The sequence below is a fragment of the Massilia eburnea genome (genome assembly GCF_050709955.1).
In the GTDB taxonomy this organism is placed as follows: Bacteria; Pseudomonadota; Gammaproteobacteria; order Burkholderiales; family Burkholderiaceae_D; genus Rugamonas; species Rugamonas eburnea_A.
The window spans coordinates 69472-89747 of record NZ_JBNZFX010000036.1; the positions used below are offsets into that span (position 1 = coordinate 69472).

20 protein-coding genes are annotated in these 20276 nt (G+C 60.3%); 10 read left to right on the forward strand and 10 right to left on the reverse strand.

The window, feature by feature from the left end; all coding sequences use genetic code 11:
* Positions 1-28: 28 nt before the first annotated feature.
* The 7 genes from ACQ4MM_RS22530 to ACQ4MM_RS22560 form a co-directional block, all read right to left on the reverse strand.
* Complete coding sequence (locus tag ACQ4MM_RS22530; RefSeq protein ID WP_431479456.1) at positions 29-2011, reverse strand: alpha/beta hydrolase family protein; 1983 nt, start codon at positions 2009-2011, stop codon at positions 29-31.
* Positions 2008-4008 (reverse strand): alpha/beta hydrolase family protein, encoded by a 2001-nt coding sequence (locus ACQ4MM_RS22535; protein WP_431479457.1) that lies wholly within the window; start codon positions 4006-4008, stop codon positions 2008-2010. Before ACQ4MM_RS22535 ends, ACQ4MM_RS22530 begins: the two co-directional genes overlap by 4 nt.
* Before the next feature lie 119 nt (positions 4009-4127).
* Positions 4128-4577, reverse strand: a complete 450-nt coding sequence (locus tag ACQ4MM_RS22540; RefSeq protein WP_431479458.1) for a DUF4124 domain-containing protein — start codon at positions 4575-4577, stop codon at positions 4128-4130.
* A gap of 56 nt (positions 4578-4633) precedes the next feature.
* The gene (locus ACQ4MM_RS22545; RefSeq protein WP_431479459.1) at positions 4634-6670 is read right to left on the reverse strand and encodes a sodium:solute symporter family protein; all 2037 of its coding nucleotides are present in this window, start codon (positions 6668-6670) and stop codon (positions 4634-4636) included.
* Complete coding sequence (locus ACQ4MM_RS22550) at positions 6667-6939, reverse strand: DUF4212 domain-containing protein (RefSeq protein ID WP_431479460.1); 273 nt, start codon at positions 6937-6939, stop codon at positions 6667-6669. The genes ACQ4MM_RS22545 and ACQ4MM_RS22550 overlap by 4 nt, the downstream gene beginning before the upstream one ends.
* Complete coding sequence (locus tag ACQ4MM_RS22555) at positions 6911-8425, reverse strand: sensor histidine kinase N-terminal domain-containing protein (protein ID WP_431479461.1); 1515 nt, start codon at positions 8423-8425, stop codon at positions 6911-6913. Before ACQ4MM_RS22555 ends, ACQ4MM_RS22550 begins: the two co-directional genes overlap by 29 nt.
* A complete protein-coding gene (locus tag ACQ4MM_RS22560) occupies positions 8422-9114 on the reverse strand; it encodes a response regulator (protein ID WP_431479462.1) in 693 nt (230 codons plus the stop codon). Before ACQ4MM_RS22560 ends, ACQ4MM_RS22555 begins: the two co-directional genes overlap by 4 nt.
* A 131-nt stretch (positions 9115-9245) precedes the next feature.
* Here ACQ4MM_RS22560 and recA point away from each other — a divergent pair, with 131 nt between their 5' ends.
* The 10 genes from recA to ACQ4MM_RS22610 all read left to right on the forward strand — a co-directional run bounded on the left by recA (position 9246) and on the right by ACQ4MM_RS22610 (position 17593).
* Entirely contained in the window at positions 9246-10322 is a 1077-nt protein-coding gene (recA, locus tag ACQ4MM_RS22565) for a recombinase RecA (protein WP_431479463.1), read from the forward strand.
* A 110-nt stretch (positions 10323-10432) separates the two neighbouring features.
* Entirely contained in the window at positions 10433-10891 is a 459-nt protein-coding gene (gene recX, locus ACQ4MM_RS22570) for a recombination regulator RecX (RefSeq protein WP_431479464.1), read from the forward strand.
* A 131-nt stretch (positions 10892-11022) separates the two neighbouring features.
* Positions 11023-11589, forward strand: coding sequence for a DUF2889 domain-containing protein (locus ACQ4MM_RS22575; RefSeq protein WP_431479465.1), 567 nt, complete (start codon positions 11023-11025; stop codon positions 11587-11589).
* Between the two features lie 58 nt (positions 11590-11647).
* A complete protein-coding gene (gene sucC / locus ACQ4MM_RS22580) occupies positions 11648-12814 on the forward strand; it encodes an ADP-forming succinate--CoA ligase subunit beta (RefSeq protein WP_431479466.1) in 1167 nt (388 codons plus the stop codon).
* A gap of 13 nt (positions 12815-12827) precedes the next feature.
* Positions 12828-13709: a succinate--CoA ligase subunit alpha gene (sucD, locus tag ACQ4MM_RS22585; RefSeq protein WP_055933947.1), complete on the forward strand. Its 882-nt coding sequence runs from the start codon at positions 12828-12830 to the stop codon at positions 13707-13709.
* 63 nt (positions 13710-13772) lie between these two features.
* On the forward strand, positions 13773-14414 hold the full coding sequence (locus ACQ4MM_RS22590) for an FHA domain-containing protein (protein WP_431479467.1): 642 nt from the start codon (positions 13773-13775) through the stop codon (positions 14412-14414).
* A gap of 188 nt (positions 14415-14602) precedes the next feature.
* Positions 14603-15091, forward strand: a complete 489-nt coding sequence (locus ACQ4MM_RS22595; RefSeq protein WP_431479468.1) for a pilin — start codon at positions 14603-14605, stop codon at positions 15089-15091.
* A gap of 364 nt (positions 15092-15455) precedes the next feature.
* Positions 15456-15944, forward strand: coding sequence for a pilin (locus ACQ4MM_RS22600; RefSeq protein WP_431479469.1), 489 nt, complete (start codon positions 15456-15458; stop codon positions 15942-15944).
* A 357-nt stretch (positions 15945-16301) separates the two neighbouring features.
* A complete protein-coding gene (locus tag ACQ4MM_RS22605) occupies positions 16302-16790 on the forward strand; it encodes a pilin (RefSeq protein WP_431479470.1) in 489 nt (162 codons plus the stop codon).
* A gap of 323 nt (positions 16791-17113) precedes the next feature.
* Complete coding sequence (locus tag ACQ4MM_RS22610; protein WP_431479471.1) at positions 17114-17593, forward strand: pilin; 480 nt, start codon at positions 17114-17116, stop codon at positions 17591-17593.
* A gap of 189 nt (positions 17594-17782) precedes the next feature.
* Here the strand turns inward: ACQ4MM_RS22610 and ACQ4MM_RS22615 are convergent, their stop codons facing one another.
* Genes ACQ4MM_RS22615 through moaC form a run of 3 tightly spaced genes read right to left on the reverse strand, consistent with a single transcriptional unit; the run spans position 17783 to position 20235 of the window.
* The gene (locus tag ACQ4MM_RS22615) at positions 17783-18481 is read right to left on the reverse strand and encodes a flagellar brake protein (RefSeq protein WP_431479472.1); all 699 of its coding nucleotides are present in this window, start codon (positions 18479-18481) and stop codon (positions 17783-17785) included.
* A gap of 57 nt (positions 18482-18538) precedes the next feature.
* Positions 18539-19759 carry an AGE family epimerase/isomerase gene (locus tag ACQ4MM_RS22620; RefSeq protein WP_431479473.1) on the reverse strand — a complete coding sequence of 407 codons (1221 nt, stop codon included), beginning with the start codon at positions 19757-19759 and terminating at the stop codon, positions 18539-18541.
* A complete protein-coding gene (gene moaC, locus ACQ4MM_RS22625) occupies positions 19759-20235 on the reverse strand; it encodes a cyclic pyranopterin monophosphate synthase MoaC (RefSeq protein WP_431479474.1) in 477 nt (158 codons plus the stop codon). The genes ACQ4MM_RS22620 and moaC overlap by 1 nt, the downstream gene beginning before the upstream one ends.
* Positions 20236-20276 lie beyond the last annotated feature (41 nt).

The following is a 20276-nucleotide window of genomic DNA, read 5'->3' on the forward strand; positions in this document are numbered from 1 at the left end:
CGAAGTGAGTGACGGACGAGCCGCCAGCTTACTCCGTTTTTGCGCCTGTGCCGATATGCTTGTCGAGGAATTTCTCGACCCGGCCCCAGAAGTCGAGGCGGGTCTTCAGCGTGCTCCAGCCGTGGCCTTCGCCGATGTATTCGACGAATTCGGCATCGGCCTTGGCATCCTTCAACGCGCTGCGCAGCTTGGTGTAATGCGGGTATGCCACGCGGCGGTCATCGGTGCCGTGAGCCAGCAGCAGCGGGCGCTTGATGCGGGCCGCTTGCTGGAGCGGCGAAGTGGCGATGAATTGCGCGGCGTCCTTTTCCAGGTCGCCCACCAGCAATGGCACGCCGTAAGCCTTGTAGTCGGAAGGCAGGTCGGACAGGACGGCCATGCCGCTGGAGTACTGCAGCGGGATGTCGGTGACAGCAGCGTAGGCGATGCCGCAACGGTACAGGCTTGGATCGTTGACCAGGCCCATCAGGGTTGCATAGCCGCCATAGCTGCCGCCCATGATGCAGATGCGGCCAGGATCGGCGATGCCCTTTTCCACCGCCCACTTCACGCTATCGGCGATATCGTCCTGCATCTTCAGGCCCCATTGTTTCAGGCCGGCGTCGAACAGCTTCATGCCGTAGCCGGTCGAGCCGCGGAATTCCGGCTCCAGCACGGCGTAGCCGCGCGAAGCCAGGAACTGGCTCTCGGCATCCCAGCCCCATTCGTTGCCGCGCACATATGGGCCGCCATGCACCAGCACCACCATCGGCAGCTTCTTGCCCTCCTTGGCCGGCAGGGTCAGCCAGGCCGGCACTTCCAGGCCATCGCGGGCGCGGTACTTGACGAAGTCCTGGCGGCCCATCTCGCTGGACTTGATGTCAGGACGTGCGCTGCCCAGGCCCTTCAGTTCGTGAGTCTTGCTGTTGTACACGGAATAGAAACGTGGCTGGCGGTCCGAGTAGCTCACGACCAGCAGCCAGTCGGTTTCCGGTTGCGTTGGCGGGGTAATGATATTGATCATGCCGCCGAGCTGCTTGTCCACTTCCGCCTGGGCCGCCTTCAGCGCCGGGTCGAACCAGGCGCTGGAGCGGGCGTCGGCCAGATAGTGCAGGCCCACCAGGCGCTTCTTCGAGTACACCATGCTGCCGGTGAAGTCGAAGTCCGCCATGGCCACCAGCGGATTTGGATCGAGCTTGCCGCTGGCCAGGTCCATCAGGTACAGCGCAGCCTTGTCGCCCTTCATCCGCGTTTTGACCAGCAGGTGCTTGTCGTCATAGAAGCCGATCGGGGAAATGGCTTCCATGTCGCTGCCATAGGCGGCCTGCGTGACGATGTCGCGCCATTCGCCGTTGGCGTTGCGGAAATGGATGGTTTCCTTGCCGTCCTTGGTGGAAATCAGGATCGTCGGCTCGCCCTTGTGGTCCAGCATCCAGCCTTGGGCGTTGCCTGGATGGCTGAGCGTGACCCCTTGCCCCGTGGCGGTATTCAGCTTGACCAGCTCCGTGTGCTCAATTTCAAAGCCGGCCAGCTTGGTCCAGATGGGGCGTTCAACATAGACCGTGTCGGAATCCTGCGCACCTTCTTCGTCCATCAGGAAGGTGTTCCACGGCTCGAGGCGCGACTTGATATGGGTGCCGGTGCCGGAGCCGCTCTGCCGGTGCTCGGCCAGTTGCCTGATTTCCTTGCCGTCGCGGCTCATCGCGTACAGGCCCGGCGCAAAGCGTGTGTCCCCCGTGGCCACCGTGCTGTCGGCCACCGTGTACAGCAGGCGGTTATCGTTGACCCAGCGGATGGTGCCGACGTCATAGTCTGCCAGGCGTCCTCCGCCCACCACTTTCAGCGACTCGGTATCGAACACCAGCACCGAGTCGCGGGTGTCGTTGCTACCCACACGCAAGGCCAGGTAGCGGCCGCTCGGCGACAGTTTGGCATCCTTGTAATGGGCGGATTCGAAGAATTGCTGTACCGGCGGTGCGGCATGGGCCAGTCCGGCCACGGTGGCCAGTCCGGCCAGGAAGTACTTGATCATTTTGGTCCTTGTTGTTGTCCGATTTGGCGGTCGAGGAAGCGCTCCACGCGGTTCCAGAAGTCGATGCGGTTGGCTGGCACATGGAAGCCGTGGCCTTCCGTCTCGTACTCCACCCACTCGACCTGCCGGTTGTTAGCGCGTATCGCATCGCGCAGGCGGGTACCGTGCACCAGCGGCACGCGCAGGTCGGCGCCGCCGTATGCCATCAGCAGCGGCTGGGTGATGCGGTGGGCCTGCTCGATCGGTGAAGTGGCCTTGAAACGCTCGGCATCCTTGTCCGGGTCGCCGATCAGCTCGGGCATGCCGTAACGGCGCCAGGTTTCGCTGGCGTCGTCGCGGTACATCCAGTGCCCGGTGAACAGCAGCTTGATGTCGGTGACGCCAACCCAGTCGATGCCGCAGCGGTACAGGCCCGGGTCGTTGACCAGCCCCATCAGCGTGGCGTAGCCGCCGTAGCTGGCGCCGGCGATGCAGATGCGTTGCGGGTCCGCATAGCCCTTGGCGATGGCCCATTTGGTGGCGTCGGCGATATCGTCCTGCATCTTCAGGCCCCACTGCTTCCAGCCCGAGAGGAAGTGGCGTTGGCCATAGCCGGTGCTGCCGCGGAATTCCGGCTCCAGCACGGCATAGCCGCGCGAAGCCAGGAATTGCACTTCAGGCTTCCAGCCCCTGCTCGTGCCGCGCGTGTACGGCCCGCCATGCACCAGCACCACCATCGGCAGTTTCTTGGCTTCCTTTTGTGGCGGCAGCGTCAGCATGGTCGGTACTTCCTGGCCATCGCGCGCCACGATGCGCACCTGTTCCTGCTGGCCCATGTAGTCGGGAACGATGCCAGAGTAGGTGTCACCGACCTTGTTCAGTTTTTTGGTGCTGCGATCGAACACGTAGTAACTGGCTGGGCGGATGTCGGAGAAGGCGCGCACCAGCACGTTCTGGGCTTGCAGGTCGGTTGGCAGGTCTAGCATGTTGACGGTCTGCGGCAGCAGCTTGTCGATGTCGGCTTGCAGCGCCTGCAGCGCAGGGTCGAACCATTGCGTGCCTTCGCCATCCTGCAGGTAGTGCACGCCGACCAGTTTTCCACCGCGCATGACCAGGCGGCCGCCGAAGTCGAAGCCTTCCAGCGTGATCAGGGGCCTGTCGTCCATCTTGCCGCTTGCCAGGTCGAGACGGAAAATGGAGGCTTTGTCGGCGCCTCGATTGGTCCTGACGTACAGGGTGTTGTCGGCCCCGAAGGCCACCGCGTCCATGGCGTTGGCGTCGGGCGCGAAGGCCTTGAAGCTGGTGAGCGTGCGCCATGGCGCGCTTTCATCATCGCGCACCTTGATTTCAACGACGTCCTTGTCGAGCATGTAGGCGAGGCGCGCGCGGCCTTCCTGGTCCAGCAGCCAGGCCACGACATCGCCTGGGCGCTCTACCAGTTGGCTGCGGCCGGTGACGGTGTTTACGCGCAACAGCCTGACGTCACTGACCGTTTCCTTGCTGTTGTACTGCAGATCCTGCACATAGGTCCATTCGGAATCGGGCAAGCCGGCCTGGCGGTGCATCACGGTGTGCCATGGCAGCATATCGCGCTGCGCCGAGCTTTGCTTGAAGCCCTGTCCGCGGCGCGATGCAAGCTGCTTGAAGCGGGTGCCGTCGCGGTCGACCGCGTACAGGCCGGGCGCGTACATCGCATTGCCTTGGGCCGCCTGGCGGTCATTGGTATCGAACACCAGGCGTTGCTCGTTCACCCATTTGACGTTGGCGATATCGGTATCGCTGAAGTGGGCCACGATCTGGATCTTTTGCGTGGCCAGGTCGACCACGGCGAGCATATTGCGCTTGCCCTTGGCTCCGATTTTGGCGGCGACGTGCTTGCCGCTCGGCGAGATGATTGCGCCGCTGAAATCCGGGTTTTCAAAGAAGGCTTCCACCGATGGTGGCGCCACCGCTGCTACGGCGGCCGGCGCGGCGGCCAGCCCGAGCGAAATCGCGAGGGTAAGGGAAAAGATTTTCATGGGAATCGAATGTTACTTGAATGGCAAGAACAAAAAACTAGCCAAATGTAACTAACGTCGATTCCGGGCTGCGAGTGTGGCGTGCCAGCGACAACGCGCCCCGGCGACCAGGCCGCGCGTCAGAAGCCGCGCCGCCTGTTCGATTCCTGTTCGCGCCGGATCGCGGCACCTTCGATTGCCAATCGCCTGGCCTGCTCTTCCTCCTTCGCCAACTTCTCGGCCCGGCGGCGTTCTTCCGTCATTTTCCGGTTCCAGCGGTCTTGCTCGGCTTGCCGTTCCTCTTGGGCTTCGGCCCGCTGGCGTTCCGCCAGGCGTTTGTTGAACGACTCGTTGGCGCGCGCGAGTCGCTCCGACGCCGCGTCCGCCTTTTGCGCGACATCTGCGTCCCGTTGCGGCGACCTGACATCCAGCGTGCTCGCTTTGCCTTGCCCGGCGCAGGGCTGGTCGGTGAAGGTGACTTTGCCGTTTGCGCCAGTGCACTTGTACATCGTATCGGCGCCGGCGCTGCCGGCGATTCCCGCCGCGGCGGCAAACATCGTGATCGAGAGAGTAAGGTTCAACTTCTTCATGGGGGCGTATCTTACCGTAGCGGAAGGCCGCAAACTTTCTCGGATTGTCACCTGTTCTATTCGGGTGTTCGGATATGGCGCACCAGCGACAAGGCGCGCGCATCGGGGGGCGGCGTGAGCAGGCTGGCCACGACCAGCGCTGCAAAGCCGGCCGGCACCCCGAACACGCCAGCCGAATTGGCCGCGATGCCGAACCACTGCCCGCTGATGCTGCCACCCAAGACCGGATTTGCATGCAGCATGTAGTACAGGCAGGTGAAGAAGCCGGCCACCATCGCGGCGATTGCGCCCTGGTGGTTGGCGCGCTGCCAGAACACGCCGGCCACCAGGGCCGGGAACAGTGTCGATGCGGCCAGCGAGAAGGCGGCGCCCACCAGCGACAGGATGTCGCCCGGCTTGGTCGAGGCCGCATAGGCTGCGATGAAGGCCACCGCCAGCAACAATAGCTTGGAGATTGTCACGCGCTTCTGGGTTGACGCTTCCGGGTCGACGATCTTGTAGTACACGTCGTGCGACAGCGCGTTGGAGATCGCCAGCAGCAGGCCGTCCGCAGTGGACAGCGCAGCTGCCAGCCCGCCCGCGGCCACCAGGCCCGACACCACGTAAGGCAAGCCCGCAATCTCCGGCGTGGCCAGCACCAGCACGTCGCTGTCGATCTGGATTTCGGCCAGCTGCACGATGCCGTCCAGGTTGACGTCGCTGATCGACAGCAGCGGGTTGGCCTTGTCCACATTCGCCCAATATGACACCCAGGTCGGCAGGTGCGCGAAATCGCTGCCCACCAGGGAGCTGTAGATATCGTATTTGACCAGCACCGCCAGCGCCGGGATGGTGAGGTACACCAGCAGGATGAAGAACAGGGTCCAGAATACCGATACCCGGGTCTCCTGCACCGATGGCGTGGTGTAGGAGCGCATCAGGATGTGCGGCAGCGCTGCCGTGCCCATCATCAGGCAGAACACCAGCGCCAGGAAGTTGTTGCGCTTCTGGTTCGACTGCTCGCGGTCGGCGCCGGGGAAGGGCTCGGCATGCTTAACCAGTTCGCGCCCGCGCGCCAGGTTGTAGTTGCGCTGCGCCGTCCATACGGCGGCTGCATCTTCCACCGTCTTGGGATAGTCGGCCAGCGCACGTTCGGCGGCGCGGATTTCCAGCAGCGAGCCATTGCGTTGCTTGACCATGTCCAGGTTGTGCTGCGCTTCGACCCGGCCCGAATCCCAGGAGGCGGGCAGGCCGTGCAGGCGTACGCCGAAATCCTCGGCGCGCTGCAGGAATACTTCGCGCACCTCGGCTTCCTTATCGTCATGCGCCAGCTGCACCTCACGCGCACTGAGCTTGGGCAGCAGCTTGCCGTAGGCGACTTGCGGCACCGGGTTGCCGCCGTGCTTGACCGCCAGCCACATGGCAGGCATCAGGAAGGCTACCAGGATGATGATGTACTGCGCCACCTGGGTCCAGGTGATCGCCCGCATGCCGCCCAGGAAGGAGCACACCAGGATCGACGCCAGTCCGAGGAAGATGCCGACCGAGAAATCGACGCCGGTAAAGCGCGAGGCGATCAGGCCCACCGCGTAAATCTGCGCCACCACATAGGTGAAGGACACGATGATGGTGGCGCCGACCGCCATCAGCCGCACCGCGCGCCCGTTGAAGCCACCGCCGTAGCGCGCCGCGAAAAAGTCGGGGATGGTGTATTGGCCGAACTTGCGCAGGTAAGGCCCGATCAGCAGCGCCACCAGGCAGTAGCCGCCGGTCCAGCCCATGATGTAGGCCAGCCCGTCGAAGCCGTGCAGGTACAGGCCGCCCGCCAGCGAGATGAAGGAGGCGGCGGAAATCCAGTCGGCGGCCGTGGCCATGCCGTTGAACAGCGAAGGTACGCGCCGCCCCGCCACGTAATATTCCGCCACGTTCGAGGTGCGGCTGATCACGCCGATCGCCGCGTACAGGATGATGGTGGCGAACATGAACAGGTAGCCGATCCACAGGCGCGGCATGCCTTCCTTCTCCAGCATCGCCAGCGCGAGCAGGAACATGGCGAAGCAGCCGGTGAAGATCGTGTAGTAGCGCTGCAGCTTGCGGAAGAAGGGCGTCCTCATGCTGCGTCCTCATTGCGGTACAGCCGCTCCAGCGCGCGCATGCGCCAGGCGTAGAAGCCGATGATGGCCAGGTAGATCAGCGAAGCGCCTTGCGCGGCCAGGTAGAATGAAAGCGGCCAGCCGAAGATCGACAGCCCGCTCAACTCGCGCGCAAAGAAAATGATGCAGAACGTGGTGAGCAGCCAGGTGGCCAGCAGCCAGCCGGTCATGCGGCGTACGCGGCGCCAGTGGCGCTCGATCTTATCCAAAATGCGGTACCTCTTCTTCATCGGGCGCGGTGTCCGGCACGCGCAGCGGGAACGTGACGCGGAACAGGCAGCCCGGATATTTCGGGTCGGTGGTGCGCGGGTTGGCGAACAGGTCGACCTCCGCATCGTGCTGCTGCGCCACTTCGCGCACGATCGGCAAGCCCAGGCCGGAACCTTCGGTATTGCTGCCCAGGATGCGGTAGAAGCGTTCGAACACGTGGCCGCGCTCGGCCGCCGGGATGCCGGGGCCGTTGTCTTCCACCTCGAGCAGGGCGTGCCTGCCGGTGCGGCGCACGCGCACCGTGACCGCACTGCCGCGCGGCGTATAGCGCAAGGCATTGTCGATCAGGTTGGACAGCATTTCACGCAGCATCATGGCGTTGCCGGAAATCGGCACCTCTTCATGCGGCGGCTCGTAGCCAAGGTCGATGCCGTAGTTGAACGAGGCCTGCACCCAGTCGTGCACCGTGTTGCGTGCCACTTCGCCCAGTTCCAGCGGCGCCATCGCGGTGCCGGCCTGCGGCTGGTTCTCAGCACGCGCCAGTGCCAGCAATTGGTTCACCAGGCGGGTGGCTGCCTCCGACGACTTGGCCAGCTGTTCCAGCGAGCGGTGCACCTCGGCCTGGTCGGTCTGGCGCAGCGCCAGTTCGGATTGCGTGCGCATGCCGGCCAGCGGGGTTTTCATCTGGTGCGCCGCATCGGCAATGAAGCGCTTCTGCGAATCGATGGACAGCTTCAGGCGCTCCAGCATTTCATTGAGCGACTTGACCAGTGGTGTGATTTCTTCCGGTACCTGGCGCGGCGGGATCGGGCTCAGGTCGTCGGAAGGGCGGGCGCGGATGCGCTCCTGCAGCTCGCGCAGCGGCAGCAGTCCGCGCGACAGGGCAAACCACACCAGGGCCAGCACGATGGGCAGGATGATGAACTGCGGCAGGATCACGCCCTTGATGATTTCATTGGCCAGCTTGGCGCGCTTATCCAGCGTTTCACCGACCTGCACCAGGGCGAGGCGCGGTGGCAGCGCCTTGTCTTCTTCCAGGTTGACCCAGGTGTAGGCGATGCGGATCGGCGTGCCGTGCAGGTTGGCGCTGCGGAAAATGACTTCGCCGGAGCGTATCTCCTGCAGCTCCGGGTCCTGCTTGGGCGGCGGCAGGTCGCGGTCGCCATCCACGTAGCTGCCGTTAGGGGCGCTGATCTGGTAATAGATATTGTCGATGTCATCGGCGCGCAGGATGTCGCGCGCCGGGCCGGGCAGGCGGGGAATCGCGCCGGCCACCTCGCGCACCTGCTGCGTCAGCACGGTGACGGTGTCTTCCAGCGCATGGTCGAAGGGCTGGTTGGCGATCGACTTCGCCACCAGGTAGGTGATGGCGATGCTCATTGGCCATAGCAGCAGCAGGGGAGCGAGCATCCAGTCGAGGATCTCGCCGAACAGCGAGTGCTGGATCTCGTTCTCTTCGGCGGCCGGGGCGTGCTCCCAGTCGGCGGCCTGCCGCTCGCCGTTCACGTGGCAGCCGGCGCTTGCGGCGGGTTGAATTTCTCCAGGCAGTAGCCGAGGCCGCGCACGGTGGCGATGCGGATGCCGCCCACTTCAATCTTCTTGCGCAGGCGGTGCACGTACACTTCAATGGCGTTGTTGCTGACCTCTTCGCCCCATTCGCACAGGTGGTCCACCAACTGCTCCTTCGACACCAGGCGGCCGGTGCGCGCCAGCAGGATTTCCAGCAAGCCCAGCTCGCGCGCCGACAGGTCCAGCATCTGCTCATTGATATAGGCGCTGCGCCCGACCTGGTCGTAAGTGAGGGGCCCATGCTTGACGACGGTGGAGCCGCCGCCCTGGCCGCGCCGGGTCAGGGCGCGGACCCGCGCTTCCAGCTCGGACAGTGCGAAAGGCTTGGCCATGTAATCGTCGGCGCCCAGGTCGAGGCCGTTGACCCGCTGCTCGACCGAATCGGCGGCGGTCAGGATCAGCACCGGCAGCAGCGAGCCGCGCGTGCGCAGGCGGCGCAGCACTTCCAGGCCGGACATCTTGGGCAGGCCCAGGTCCAGGATCAGCAGGTCGAACTCCTGGGTGGACAAGGCCGTGTCCGCCTCCTGCCCATTTTTTACGCAGTCGATCGCATAGCCGGACTGGCGCAGGGAGCGCGTCAGGCCGTCCGCGAGGACGCTGTCATCTTCGGCTAATAGGATACGCATAAGCTAACTGTAACCACCTCTTTGATAAATCGCAAAGTTTGCAAAAAGGGGCTTGTCAAAAGCACTGTAATTTTATACAGTATCACCTGTACATACGTAGTGACCCAACTTATCTAGCGCGAAAGAACATCATGGACGACAAAAAAGGAGCAGTACCGGCATCGGAAAAAGCCAAGGCCCTGGCCGCGGCGCTGGCCCAGATTGAAAAGCAGTTTGGTAAAGGCTCCGTGATGCGCATGGATGCATCGGCCCCGATCGAGGAAGTGCAGACTGTCTCCACCGGCTCCCTGGGTCTGGATATCGCGCTGGGCGTAGGCGGCCTGCCACGCGGCCGTGTCGTGGAAATCTACGGTCCTGAATCCTCCGGCAAGACCACCCTGACCCTGCAAGCCATCGCTGAAATGCAGAAGCTGGGCGGCACCTGCGCCTTCATCGATGCGGAACACGCGCTGGACGTGACCTACGCACAGAAGCTGGGCGTCAACCTGCACGAACTGCTGATCTCGCAGCCGGACACCGGCGAGCAAGCCCTGGAAATCTGCGACGCGCTGGTGCGCTCCGGTTCCGTGGACCTGATCGTGGTCGACTCGGTTGCCGCGCTGACCCCGAAAGCTGAAATCGAAGGCGATATGGGCGACTCGCTGCCGGGCCTGCAGGCGCGACTGATGTCCCAGGCGCTGCGCAAGCTGACCGGCACCATCAACCGCACCAACACCCTGGTAATCTTCATTAACCAGATCCGTATGAAGATCGGCGTGATGTTCGGTTCGCCGGAAACCACCACCGGCGGTAACGCGCTGAAATTTTACGCATCCGTGCGCCTCGACATCCGCCGTACCGGCTCCATCAAGTCGGGCGACGAGGTGATCGGTAATGAGACCAAGGTCAAGGTCGTCAAGAACAAGATTGCGCCTCCATTCAAGGAAGCCCACTTCGACATCCTGTATGGAGAAGGCACTTCGCGCGAAGGCGAGATCATCGACCTGGGCGTGGACGCCAAGATCGTTGAGAAGTCGGGTTCCTGGTACAGCTACGGCGGCGAGCGTATCGGTCAGGGCAAGGACAATGCCCGTACCTTCCTCAAAGAGCGCCCAGCCCTGGCGCGCGAAATCGAGAACAAGGTGCGTGCCGCGCTGGGCGTGCGTGAGTTGCCTGCGGTGCCTGATGGCGAGGAAGCTCCTGCGCCTAAGCTGAAGGCAGTCGACTAAACCGGTAAGTCTGGGTCAGACCCGAGGGTCTGACCCGTCTGATCCTCGGCCCGTGACTCCGGCACGCGGGTCTGACCCTTGGGTCAGACCCTGGTTTACCGGTTTAAAAGATGCCCCTCCCCAAACCCACCCTCAAAGCCCGTGCCCTCCGCCTGCTCAGTCAGCGCGAGCACAGCCGCCTCGAACTCGCCCGCAAGCTGCAGCGCCACGCGGAAGAGGGCGACGACGTCGAAGCCCTCCTCAATTTACTCGAACAAAATAAATGGCTCTCTGAAGAGCGCTTTTCCGAAAACCTGGTGCACCGCCGCTCCGCCCGCTACGGCAACAGCCGCATTGTGGCTGAACTGCAGCACCACGGCATCGGCGGCGACACGCTGGCCGAAGTCAAGGAAAGCCTGAAAGAGGACGAAGTCGAGCGCTGCTGCGAGGTCTGGCGCCGCAAATTCGGCGAAGTCGCCGCCGATCCCGAAGGCCGCCAGAAACAATTGCGCTTCCTGATGTCGCGCGGCTTCTCGCAGAAAGCCATCCGCACCGCCATGAAGGGCACCATGCCCGACGAGGACTTTTAAATTGGCCTGATAAGGTGTGCTACACTTCGATAGTTTTATGCAGCACCGCGGGTGCGGTGGTTGTCCGTAGAAGCTGCGGCGTACTGATTAGCTGCTTATAATTTTGGCCACTTTTGAGTGGCATCGGTCTTATGTCCCTGTCAAATCCAGTCTCTCGACGTGCGCTGCGGCATACGCGCGCCATAGACATCCAGGCGTATTCACGCGAGGATGGCTTGTGGGATCTTGACGCCCATATCACGGACATCAAATCATTCGACACCATGCTGGCATCCGGTCCGCGCAAGGGCAATGAAGCCCTGCACGACCTGTGGCTGCGTGTGACCGTCGACAAGCAGCTGACCATCGTCGATGCCGAAGCAAGTTCGGACGCCGTTCCTTATCCTGGCCATTGCGACACGATTGGCCCAGCCTATAAAGCCTTGATCGGCCTGAACCTGACGAAGGGTTTTCGCCATGCAGTCAAGGAAAGGCTGGCCGGCGTACATGGTTGTACCCACCTGACAGAATTGGCCCTGGTGCTGCCGACGGCAGCCATGCAAGCCTTTGCCAATGATGTCTGGCCGGTGAACGAGCGCTCCAGCACTGCGACAGAGAAACCGTTCCAACTTGATAAGTGCCACGCCCTCAAGACCGATGGCGGGGCAGTTGCCGAGTTCTACCCGCGCTGGTACGTCAACAAGACGGAAGCAGCCTAGGTGCTGTACAAAATACATCTAACCAACAAACAGGTATTCGAAAGAAGGGAAAGCCAGCATGAAAATCCATGAGTATCAAGGCAAAGAGATCCTCCGAAACTTCGGAGTGACCGTACCGCGCGGCATCCCGTGCGTGTCCGTGGAAGAAGCAGTGAAAGCTGCCGAAACCCTGGGCGGCCCAGTGTGGGTCGTAAAGGCACAGATCCATGCCGGTGGCCGTGGTAAAGGCGGCGGCGTGAAAGTAGCCAAGTCGCTGGAACAGGTCAAGGAATACTCCGACCAGATCATGGGCATGCAACTGGTGACCCACCAGACCGGCCCTGAAGGCCAGAAAGTCCGCCGCCTGATGATCGAAGAAGGCGCCGACATCAAGAAGGAACTGTACGTTTCCCTGGTGACCGACCGCGTCACCCAGCGCGTTGTCCTGATGGCTTCCTCCGAAGGCGGCATGGACATCGAAGAAGTCGCTGAAAAGCATCCAGAACTGATCCACAACGTCGTGATCGATCCAGCTGTTGGCCTGACCGCCGCTGATGCTGCCGACGTGGCCCGCAAGATCGGCGTGCCGGAAGGCTCCATCGCTGACGCCGTGACCAACCTGCAAGGCCTGTACAAAGCCTACTGGGAAACCGACGCATCGCTGGCCGAAATCAACCCGCTGATCGTGACCGGTTCCGGCAAGATCATCGCCCTGGACGCCAAGTTCAACTTCGACGCGAACGCCCTGTTCCGCCGTCCGGAAATCGTCGCTTACCGCGACCTGGACGAAGAAGATCCAGCTGAAGTCGAAGCATCGAAATTCGACCTGGCCTACATCTCGCTGGATGGCAACATCGGCTGCCTGGTTAACGGCGCTGGCCTGGCCATGGCAACCATGGACACCATCAAGCTGTTCGGCGGCGAGCCTGCCAACTTCCTGGACGTGGGCGGCGGCGCAACGGCTGAGAAAGTGACCGAAGCGTTCAAGATCATGCTGAAAAACCCGGACCTGAAAGCGATCCTGGTGAACATCTTCGGCGGCATCATGCGCTGCGACGTGATCGCCGAAGGCGTGATCACCGCATCCAAAGCCGTGTCCCTGCAAGTTCCGCTGGTGGTCCGCATGAAGGGCACCAACGAAGACCTGGGCAAGAAGATGCTGGCCGACTCCGGCCTGCCAATCATCGCCGCTGACACCATGGAAGATGCAGCCAAGGCCGTTGTCGCTGCCGCTGCCGGTAAATAATTAAGGAATCACTATGTCTATCCTGATCAATAAAGACACCAAAGTCATCACCCAGGGCATCACCGGCAAAACCGGCCAGTTCCACACCCGCATGTGCCGCGACTACGCGAACGGCCGTGAAGCTTTCGTTGCTGGCGTGAACCCGAAGAAAGCCGGCGAAGACTTCGAAGGCATCCCAATCTACGCCTCCGTCAAGGAAGCGGCTTCGGAAACCGGCGCGACCGTTTCCGTGATCTACGTTCCACCAGCAGGCGCAGCCGCCGCGATCTGGGAAGCCGTGGAAGCTGACCTGGACCTGGCCATCTGCATCACCGAAGGCATCCCAGTCCGCGACATGATGGAAATCAAGGACCGCATGGCGAAGGCCGGTTCCAAGACCCTGCTGCTGGGCCCTAACTGCCCAGGCCTGATCACCCCGGACGAAATCAAGATCGGCATCATGCCTGGCCACATCCACAAGAAGGGCCGTATCGGCGTGGTTTCGCGTTCCGGCACCCTGACCTATGAAGCAGTCGGCCAGCTGACCGCACTGGGCCTGGGCCAGTCTTCCGCAGTTGGTATCGGCGGCGACCCGATCAACGGCCTGAAGCACATCGACGTGATGCGCATGTTCAACGACGATCCTGACACCGACGCTGTGATCATGATCGGCGAAATCGGCGGTCCAGACGAAGCCAACGCAGCCCGTTGGATCAAGGACAACATGAAGAAGCCGGTAGTTGGCTTCATCGCCGGTGTCACCGCTCCTCCAGGCAAGCGCATGGGCCACGCCGGCGCGCTGATCTCGGGCGGCGCCGACACCGCACAAGCCAAACTGGAAATCATGGAAGCCTGCGGTATCAAGGTTACCAAGAACCCTTCCGAAATGGCTCGTCTGTTGAAGGCAATGCTGTAATAGTAGCTGTATGATAACGGGGAGCTTCGGCTCCCCGTTTGCGTTTACCAGGAGGATATTGATTTGGCAAAACTACTCGTGATGCGAGAAGGTGTTATCGAGCAGACGGTGCAGCTCACCAAAGAGCGCATGACCGTCGGCCGCCATAAGCATAACGACATTGTCCTGAACCACGGCGCTGTGAGTGGCGAGCATGCCCTCATCACGACCATCCTGGACGACTCCTTCCTGGAAGACCTGCAAAGCACAAATGGTACATTTGTGAATGGCCACCGCATCGGCAAGCACTTCCTGCAGCACAAGGACGTGATCAAGATGGCCAAGTACCACCTCGAATTCGTCAGCGACGGCATCCGCCCATTGGCCGCCGCCGCCGCGACCATCCCTGCCATGCCGGTTCCGCCTTCGGAATCGTCTTCGCCGCACACCCAGTTCGCGGAACTGCCGCTGGCCCATATAGAAGTCCTGAACGGCACGAATGCCGGCAAAACCCTGAGCCTGACCAAGGCCGTCACCAGCCTTGGCCGCCCTGGCGTACAAGTAGTGGTGATCGCCCGCGCTCCCGAGGGCTATTCCGTCGCCCACGTGGAAGGCGAGAAATCGCCCTTGCTGAACGGCGACCCGATGCCGCGCCAACCGCACCCGCTGAGTGCCGGCGACATCCTCGACCTTAGCGGAATCCTGATGGCATTCCGTGTCGGCTGACGATTTTTGTCAGACCTTGGACAATTTTTAGTTGCCCTTTGACAAAAACCGTCAACTAGTCGACCTTAAGTTGACAAAAATTGGTCGATTTTCACTGGATTTTGCACTATAGCGGGCTGGCACGGCTATTGCTCTACTATCTTTGCCTCAATACACTGAGCAATTTTTAAAATCTTAGGGACTAGAAAATGAAATCGATGAAGATGATTAAGAAACAAGCACAAGCTGGCTTCACCCTGATCGAACTGATGATCGTTGTGGCCATTATCGGTATTCTGGCTGCTGTAGCAATCCCAGCTTACTCGGACTACACCGCTAAAGCTAAGATCGCCAACGCGATCACCGCTGCTGACTCGATCAAGACCGCAGTTTCCGTTTGCATCCAAGAAGCAGGCGGCGTGAAAGACACCTGCGATGCAGGCTCGAACGGCATCACCGCAACCGCTGACTTCAAGGCAACCAAAGAAGTCGCTAGCCTGGCATCGGTTACCGACGGCGCGATCACCATCACCCTGGCAACCGGCATTTCCTCCGAAGCTGACGGCAAGACCATCACCTTCACCCCAGTTATCACTGCTAAAGATTCGACCGTTAAGTGGAACACCACCACCAACATCGTTCAAGCAAATGCACCAGCTGTTCACTCGGCAATCGTGAAGAACAACGTAGGTACCTAATCTAGCTATGTAGTAAAACCGGGCTTCGCAACGCTGGAAACAGCCTGTGAAGCCCGCATAGCAAAGACGATGATGCCCCGCAGATGCGGGGCATTTTCTTTTCTAGCAACAGTAAGATCATCCTCTCGGACGGTCGATGTCTCTGCAATTGCTCATTTTCTGGGGATGCAAATTTTGGAGCCCGACGCCTGAAGAGCTGACAAATTTCGGAAGCCGCTGACCAAAAACGTCATCACAGCAGGAGAAATGTGACAGTTTTTGGCAAAAAACGGTGATTTTTGTTGATGATTTGAGATGGCACACGCATTGCTTTTACTCCTGTGTCTCACCCAATTTTTTTCTTTCCCCTCTGAAGGAGTTGCACATGAAATCCGTGAAAATGATTAAGCGCCAGGCACAAGCCGGCTTCACGCTGATCGAACTGATGATCGTTGTCGCCATTATTGGTATTCTGGCTGCTGTGGCAATCCCGGCTTACTCGGACTACACCGCTAAAGCTAAGATCGCCAACGCAATCACCGCGGCTGACTCCATCAAGACCGCAGTTTCCGTGTGCATCCAAGAAGCAGGCGGCGTAAAAGACACTTGTGACGCTGGCTCGAACGGCATCACCGCAACCGCAGACTTCAAGGCAACCAAAGAAGTCGCTAGCCTGGCTTCGGTTACCGACGGCGCGATCACTATCACTCTGGGCACCGGCATTTCCTCCGAAGCTGACGGCAAGACCATCACCTTCACCCCAGTTATCGCTGCTAAAGACTCGACCGTGAAGTGGAACACCACCACCAACATCACCCAGGCCAACGCACCAGCAGTCTACTCCGCAATCACCAAGAACAACGTAGGCACCTAATCTAAACCGGGCTTCGCAACGCTGGAAACAGCCCGCGAAGCCGGCGTAGCAAGACTTTGATGCCCCGCAAATGCGGGGCATTTTCTTTTCTAGCGACGGCTGGATCAGCCTTTAGAGCACATTGCGGTCGATGACTCTGCAATTGTTCATTTGCTGGGAATCCAAATTTTGGCAGCCGTCACCTGAAGAGCTGACAAATTTCGGAAACGGCTGACCAAAAACGTCATCCCAGCAGGAAGACTTGACAATTTTTGGCGGAAATCGGTGATTTTTGTTGACAATTTGAGATGGCACACACATTGCTCGTAATCATGTGTCTCACCCAATTTTGTTCTTTCCCCTCTGAAGGAGTTGAAAATGAAATCCGTGAAAATGATTAAGCGCCAGGCACAAGCCGGCTTCACCCTGATCGAACTGATGATCGTCGTGGCCATTATCGGTATTCTGGCTGCTGTCGCAATCCCAGCCTACTCCGACTACACCGCCAAAGCTAAGATCGCCAACGCGATCACCGCAGCTGATTCGATCAAAACCGCAGTTTCGGTGTGCATCCAAGAAGCTGGTGGCGTGAAAGACACCTGCGATGCAGGCTCGAACGGCATCACCGCAACTGCTGACTTCAAGGCAACCAAAGAAGTGGCAAGCCTGGCTTCGGTTACCGACGGCGCTATCACCATCACCCTGGCCACCGGCATTTCCTCGGAAGCTGATGGCAAGACCATCACCTTCACCCCAACCCTGGATCCTAAAGATTCGACCGTGAAGTGGGCCACCACCACCAATATCGCTCAGGCGAATGCACCAGCCGTCTACGCTGCAATTACCAAGAACAATGTAGGTACCTAATCTATCCAAGTAGAAAAAAACCGGGCTTCGGCCCGGTTTTTTTTTTGCTCAGCCGATATTCTGCCAGTCAGCCACGCAATCAGCGCAATCAGTGCTTCGCAATCAGTGCCTGGTCTGTCATTCGGACACTCAAACACCACCCTTGATGGATCTCAATACGCGAAAATGGCTAAATTCACGTATTGAGATACGTCAAATGATGGCGCTAGCTGTCTGAATGACAGACCTAGCACCGAATCATGGCAACTATTCAAAAAAATTGAGCTGGCACGGCGATTGCTATTACCCCGGTATCAGACTCAATTTACTTGAAGGAGCACCAAATGCAATCCATTCGGCGTCAAACACAAGCCGGTTTCACCCTGATCGAACTGATGATCGTTGTGGCCATTATCGGTATTCTGGCTGCTGTAGCAATCCCAGCTTACTCGGACTACACCGGCAAAGCGAAGATCGCCAACGCGCTCACCGCCGTCGACTCGATCAAGACCACAGTTGCAGTGTGCGTTCAAGAAGCAGGCGGCGTGTTCGACAGCTGCGACGCTGGCTCCAATGGCATCACCAAAATCGCCGACTTCAAGGCCACCAAGGAAGTTGCTTCGCTGGAATCGGTTAACAACGGCGAAATCAAGATCAAGCTGGCTATCGGGATCTTCCCCGCAGCTGACGGCAAGACCATTACCTTCACCCCGTCCCTGGATACTAAAGATTCGAGCATGAAGTGGAAAAACACCACCGATATCGTTGAGGCAGATGCACCAGCTGTCTACGCTGCAGTCGTGAAGAACAACGTAGCTCCATAATTTAGCTGCGCACTAATAGAAAACCGGGCCGTTGCCCGGTTTTTTATATATAAAAGACAGATTTTGCAGCAAGGCGAAATGCGACGGAGCCAGCTTGGGGAAATTGCACTCCATGGCTGAACACAACTTTCCCACCCTTTTCTGCAACCGCGCCACCGTGCCATTCTGTACATGGCAGTTGACTGGAAATCAAACGATTTTCTGCCGATCGGCCAGCATGGCTTCATAGGTCAGGTTTTGCAGCAAGGTGAAGTGCGCTGGGTCGAGGCCGGTGAATTGCACGCCATAGCTGAACACATCCCTCCCGTCCATCTTCTGTGATTGCACCACTGTTGCGTTGCGTACCAGCGCTGGCGTATTGATGCGCACTTGCCGGTCATCGGGCGGCGCCAGCAAGGTGAAGTCGAGTTGCACGGTCTCGCCCTCACGGCTCAATGGCTGGGCCGATTCGATCAGCGCGCCGGATACGCTCAGGTTCACCATAAAGACGGAAGCATGGCTCCCATCGTCGCGCGACATCTTGGCCGGAATCTCGACCTTCACCCGCATCGCCGCACGCAGGCTGGTGCCCTGGATCTCGCCCGGGAAGGCCACATGCGCATACATCAGCGGCCGCAGGAACACGCGCTGCACGACAGTCGAAAATGAGCAGACATTCACGCCGGAGAACACCCGAACCGTCAGCTTGTCGCCCTCGGTAATGGAGATCGGTCCGTTGTTCTCCATCGGGATCTTGACGATCATGTACTCGTCGCGAACCCAGCCGATCACGGACGAAAAATGCTGCATGGGCCGCAGGGTGCGATGGGTGATCAACTGAATGCGCCCGCCAACCTGCAGGTTCATCTGTTCGAACGCATATTCCTGCAATTTGTTTTCGCTCGCCATCTTCGTTATTGTCTATTTATGAGCAATTGCCCATTGTACGATAAGGCCGCACACCAACTATTGCTTTGTCGATAGGGCCATCCAGTCCAGTCCAACCAGGTGATACGGGTCGGGCTGCGTCATGCTGCAGGCGGTATGCGCGCAGGTTTCCTTGGCGCCGAAGCGCCAGCCGCCGTTGTCGCGGTCGAGGATTTCCTTATCCACCAGTTCCAGCGTTTCCAGGTAGCGCCGCGCCATATCCGGCCGATGCGCTGCCGCCAGGAAGGCCTTCATGCCCTCGGCCTGCTGCCACCAGAACTTGTTGCGGTCGACCTGGCCGCTGGGGTAGATACGGTTGAAGATGCCGCCATCGCGTTCGTCATATCCATTCGCCACCGCAAACTTCAGCAGGCGGTCCGCCACATCGGCGTACAGCGGCGGCAAGCCGCGTTTTTCCGCGCTGCGCAACAGGTGGCTCCATTCGAACTGGTGGCCAAGGTCGGTATATCCGTCTTCGCTCGTCAGCGGTTTCCACTGCGCGTCGTACCACTCCGGAATATAGGCGCCGCCGTCGGGCAGGCCGACCATGAGCTGGTTCAGCACAAAGTCGCCCAATGCGCGCGCGTCGGCCACCACTTGCTGGTCGCCGGTCGCATCGATCAGGGCCAGCAAGGCTTCGAACATATGCATGACGGGATTTTGCGTGTGAAATTTTTCCGGCGTCGAAGCAAAGTCACGAGGCACCACACCGCGCAAGCCGCCGCCTGGTTCGCGCAGGTTGCGGCGGATGTCCTGCCAGGCCGCCAGCGCCGCATCCTTGTATTTCGGCTCGCCCGTCACGCGCGCCGTATGCGAGAGAGCGAACAGGGCAAAGGCATGCCCGTAGCTGTTCTTTCCCAAGTTTACCGGCTTGCCCTGCGCATCGACGCCCTGGAAAAAGCCACCATGCAGCGGGTCGCGGAAAGAGCTTAACAAGAAGTCTGCGCCGCGCTTGCCCGCGTCCAGGTAACGCTTGTCGCCGGTCGCCTCGTAGCCGATCAGCATGGCGTACACCAGATGGGAATGGCTGGTCAGGTCGCCGCTCATCTTGCTGGCCGGCTGCCAGCTGCGATCGAATTGGGCTTGCAGCAGGCCGGAAGGCGTGGGGGCCAATGCCAGCCAGCGTGACAGGTGCGCGTTGAGGTCTTTGCGGTGCCATTCCGCGTTCGCCACCTCGGCCATCGCTCCGCGTCCGCCGTTATCGCTGTCGCACGCTGCGAACATGGCGAGGAACGATGCGACGGCCGCGCGGCGCAGCATCAGGCTTTCCAGTCGCCCGACTTGCCGCCCGTTTTTTCGGTGACGCGGATATCGGTCATCACCATGCCGCGGTCGACTGCTTTGCACATGTCGTACACGGTCAAGAGGCCGACCTGCACCGCGGTCAGGGCTTCCATTTCCACGCCGGTCTTGCCGTAGGTTTCCACCTGGGAACGGCAATGGACGGTGTGGCCGGGTTCATCGGTGGTAAAGTCCACAGCGACGCGGGTCAGGGCCAAGGGGTGGCACAGGGGCACCAGGTCGGCGGTGCGCTTGGACGCCATGATGGCGGCAATGCGGGCAATGCCAAGGACGTCCCCCTTCTTGGCGGTTCCCGATAGAATGAGCGCCAGCGTTTCCGGCTTCATGCGGATACTGCCGGTGGCGACCGCAATGCGGTGGGTTTCTTCCTTGGCGCCGACATCGACCATATGGGCTTGGCCGGCGGCGTCAAAATGAGTAAGGTGTTCGGTCATCGCGTAGCTCTCTTGTTGAACGGGTATGATAGCACTGTGAA